4 protein-coding genes are annotated in these 3,770 nt (G+C 72.2%); all 4 read left to right on the forward strand.

The window, feature by feature from the left end; genetic code table 11:
* Window positions 1-873 (forward strand): MotA/TolQ/ExbB proton channel family protein (locus IQ458_RS19375; protein WP_203323831.1); only part of this gene is annotated, 873 nt, incomplete at its 5' end.
* A gap of 10 nt (window positions 874-883) precedes the next feature.
* Window positions 884-1,294 (forward strand): ExbD/TolR family protein, encoded by a 411-nt coding sequence (locus tag IQ458_RS19380; RefSeq protein WP_183645121.1) that lies wholly within the window; start codon window positions 884-886, stop codon window positions 1,292-1,294.
* Window positions 1,295-1,298: 4 nt separating this feature from the next.
* Window positions 1,299-1,988 (forward strand): TonB C-terminal domain-containing protein, encoded by a 690-nt coding sequence (locus tag IQ458_RS19385; RefSeq protein ID WP_203323832.1) that lies wholly within the window; start codon window positions 1,299-1,301, stop codon window positions 1,986-1,988.
* 68 nt (window positions 1,989-2,056) lie between these two features.
* Entirely contained in the window at window positions 2,057-3,769 is a 1,713-nt protein-coding gene (locus IQ458_RS19390; protein WP_203323833.1) for a putative porin, read from the forward strand.
* Window position 3,770 lies beyond the last annotated feature (1 nt).

Raw genomic sequence — 3,770 nt, forward strand, 5'->3', positions numbered from 1 at the left:
GTGGCCGCCGCGCCGTTCACCGGCGCGCTGGACGAGGTGCGCCTGTCCAAGGTGGCCCGGCCGGCGGCCGCGCTGCTGGCCGAGGTGGCCTCGCAGGGCCCGGCCGCGCGGCTGGTGCGCCTGGGCGAGGACGAACAGAACGCCGGGGTGAGCCATTTCGGGTTCATTTTGAAGTCCATGCCGGTGGACGCCTGGGTGGTGGTCATCGTGCTGGGGCTGATGCTGCTGCTGTCCTGGGCCATCATGCTGGCCAAGGGGCGGTATTTCGGGCGGGTCAGCCGGGCCAACGCGGCCTTCGCCGTGCAGTACCAGCAGGTGGCCGGCCTGCCGGCGGCCAGCCTGCAGGAACGCGCCCGCCAGGGCACCCTGGACGCGGACATCCGCGAGCACGCCAGCCTGTGGCGGCTGTACGCCATCGCCATGGACGAACTCAAGGGCCGCCAGGCCCATGCCCACGGCCTGAGCGCGGCCGCGCTGGCGGCCATCCGCGCGGCCATGGACGCCGAGGTCATCCGCGAAGGCGAGCGCATGAGCCGGCGCATGAACTGGCTGTCCACCACCATTGAAGGCGCCCCCTACGTGGGCCTGTTCGGCACCGTCATCGGCATCATGCTGGTGTTCGCGGTGGCGGCCATGGCCGGGGCGGTGGACATCAACTCGGTGGCCCCGGGCATGGCCGCGGCGCTGCTGTGCACGGCCGCCGGCCTGGGCGTGGCCATCCCGGCCCTGTTTGGCTACAACTGGCTGGCCGCCCGCGCCGAGGCCATCGGCGCGGACATGGCCGTGTTCGTGGACGAGTTCAGCGCCCGCCTGGCCGAGGAGTTCGACGCCGCCGGTCCGGTGCCGTCGGTGCTGCACTCGGTGCGGGCCTGAGGACCGCGCCATGGCCGCCAAGCGATTGGGTGTCAAAAAACGCGAGAAGGGCATCAACGTCACCCCCTTCGTGGACGTGCTGCTGGTGGTGCTGGTCATTTTCATTTTGACCAGCAACGCCACCATCCCCGGCATTGAGGTCAACCTGCCCAAGGCCAGCAGCAGCCAGGCCCTGGAGAAGCCGCAGACCAAGGCCATCACGGTGGACAACGCCGGGCAGATTTTCCTGGACGCCTACCCGGTGAGCCTGGCCGAGCTGGAACAGCGCCTGCGCACCGAACAGGCCATCACCCCGGACTTCCCGGTCATCGTGCGCGGTGATGCCCAAGTGCAGTACGCCCGGGTGGTGGAAGTGTTGGACCTGCTGCGGCGCATCGAGCTGACCCAGGTCGGCCTGGTCACCGGCAAGGCGCAGGGGTGAGGCCATGACTGCGCCCGACCCCCGTCCCGGACGCGGCCTGCGCGCGGGCTGGCCGGCCCTGCTCGGGGCGCTGCTGCTGGCCGCGCTGCTGGTGGGCCTGGTCGGCTACCTGCTGCTCAAGGACCCGGCCAGCACCCGCCGGCCGGTGGCCGCCGTGCCGGTGCTGACCCTGCCGCCGCCGCCCCCGCCGCCGCCCGAACCCGAGCCCGAACCCGAGCCGGAAGTGGAACCGGAGGAGGTCATGCCCGAGCCCGAGCCGCTGGAGGACGTGCCCAAGCCGGCCGAGGAGGCGCCCACCCCGGACACCGCCGACCCGGTGACCATGAACGCCGACGCCCAGGCCGGCACCGACAATTTCGGCATCCAGTCCGGCCGCGGCGGCGGCATGAGCGGGGTCGGCGCCGGCGGCGCCGGCAACGCCTCCTACGGCCGCTACCTGGGCTACGTCCTGCAGCAGGCCATCGCCCGCGACGAACGCCTGCGCCCGCTGGCCTTCCAGCTGACCCTGCACGTCTGGCTCGGCCCCGGCGGGGAACTGAGCCGGGTCGAACTGGCCCGCGGCAGCGGCAACCCCGACGCCGACCAGGCCGTGCTGGAAGCCGTGCGCGCCCTGGGCCGGGTGGACGAACGCCCGCCGGCCTCGCTGACCTTCCCGGCCCGGGTGCTGGTGCAGGGCCGCCGGCCCGCCGGCTGACCCGGACCGCCCCGTGCCGACCACTGCCCCCCTTTTCCCGCCCCTTTTTCCTGCCTTGTGAGTTGCCCATGACCCGTCTTCCCCTTTCCCGCCTGCGCCACCTGGCCGCCGGCATCGGCCTGGCCCTGGTCCTGTCCACCGCCGCCCAGGCCCAGGACGCCCCGGCCGCCGAGAGCACCCTGGTCAAGCTCATCCGCGGCCTCATCGACAGCGGCGCGCTCACCCCCCAGGTGGGCCAGGCCCTGCTCGAGGAAGCCCGCCGCGAGGCCGCCGCCCGCCCGGCCGCCAGCACCGCCGGCCCGGCCCTGGAACCGGGCGAGGTGCGCGTGCCCTACATCCCCGAGTCCGTGCGCGAAGGCATCCGCGAGGAGGTCAAGGCCGAGGTGCTGGCCCAGGCCAAGGCCGAACGCTGGGCCGCCCCGGAGGCGGTGCCGGAGTGGACCCAGCGCGTGCAGGTCACCGGCGATGTGCGCGTGCGCAACGAGTCGCGCCTGTTCTCCGAACGCAACAGCACCATCGAGACCGACTGGGCCCGCATCAACGCCGGCGACGGCTACGACATCAACCCCAACACCAACCTGGACCTGCCGCCGCTGCGCAACACCCGCCAGGACCGCAACAACTCCTGGCGCATCCGCGCCCGCCTGGGCGTGCTGGCCCAACTGGGCGACCACACCCGCGCCGGCGTGCGCCTGGCCACCGGCAACGACGACGGCCCGGTCTCCACCACCCAGACCCTGGGCGGCGGCCTGGCCAAGAAGGACGCCTGGCTGGACCAGGCCTGGCTGGCCTGGTCACCGCTGCCGGGCCTGGAGTTCACCGGCGGACGCTTCGCCAACCCCTACTGGTCCACCGACATCCTGTTCTCCAACGACCTCAACTTCGACGGCCTGGCGGTCAAGTACGAACGGGCCGTGGGCCAGGGCCTGGACCTGTTCGCCACCCTGGGCCTGAGCCCGCTGGAATACTCGGCCGACAACTTCCCGGCCACCAGCCAGGACAAGCAGGCCAGCCGCGACAAGTGGCTCAACGGCCTGCAGGTGGGCGCCAACTGGCGTTTCGGGCAGGACCAGACCCTGCGCGCGGCGCTGGCCTACTACCAGTTCCGCAACATCTCCGGCGAGTACTCGGCCCCCTGCGCGCTGTACGCCGGCGCCCAGGTCTGCAGCACCGACGGCACCCGCCCGGCGTTCATGCAGAAGGGCAACACCCTCATGCTCCTGCGCAACATCGCCCTGGACCCGCTGGACCCGGCCAACACCCCGCTGCCGCAGTACGTGGGCCTGGCGGCCAATTTCAGGTTGGTGGACGTGAATCTGAGCTGGGAGACCCCGGCCCTGGCCGGCACCCGCCTGCGCCTGGACGCCCACGGGGTCAAGAACACCGCCTACGACCCGCAGCGGATGTGGACCCGCGCCCATGGCGGGCTGGTCACCAACCTGGCCACCCCGGCCGGGGCCACCCCCACCGTGGCCGACCTGGACAGCGGCGACACCGCCTACCTGGTCCAGGCCACCTTCGGCGACCTGGCCCTGGCCCAGGCCGGCGACTGGAACGCCTGGCTGGGCTACAAGCGCATCGACCCGGACGCGCTGCCGGACGGGTTCAACGACTCCAATTTCCATCTCGGCGGCACCAACGCCAAGGGCTACTACCTGGGCGCCTCCTACGCCTTCGACCGCAAGGTCTGGCTGACCGGCCGCTGGATGGCCGCCAAGGAAGTCAGCGGCGCCCCGCTGTCCATCGACGTCTTCCAGCTGGAGGTCAATGCCGGGTTCTGAC

The sequence above is a fragment of the Pseudoxanthomonas beigongshangi genome (assembly GCF_016820515.1).
Lineage (GTDB): Bacteria > Pseudomonadota > Gammaproteobacteria > Xanthomonadales > Xanthomonadaceae > Pseudoxanthomonas_A > Pseudoxanthomonas_A beigongshangi.

Coding starts and splice junctions, on each gene's coding strand:
- IQ458_RS19380 (WP_183645121.1), top strand. CDS start 884: ATGGCCGCCAAGCGATTGGGTGTCAAAAAACGCGAGAAGGGCATCAAC.
- IQ458_RS19385 (WP_203323832.1), top strand. CDS start 1,299: ATGACTGCGCCCGACCCCCGTCCCGGACGCGGCCTGCGCGCGGGCTGG.
- IQ458_RS19390 (WP_203323833.1), top strand. CDS start 2,057: ATGACCCGTCTTCCCCTTTCCCGCCTGCGCCACCTGGCCGCCGGCATC.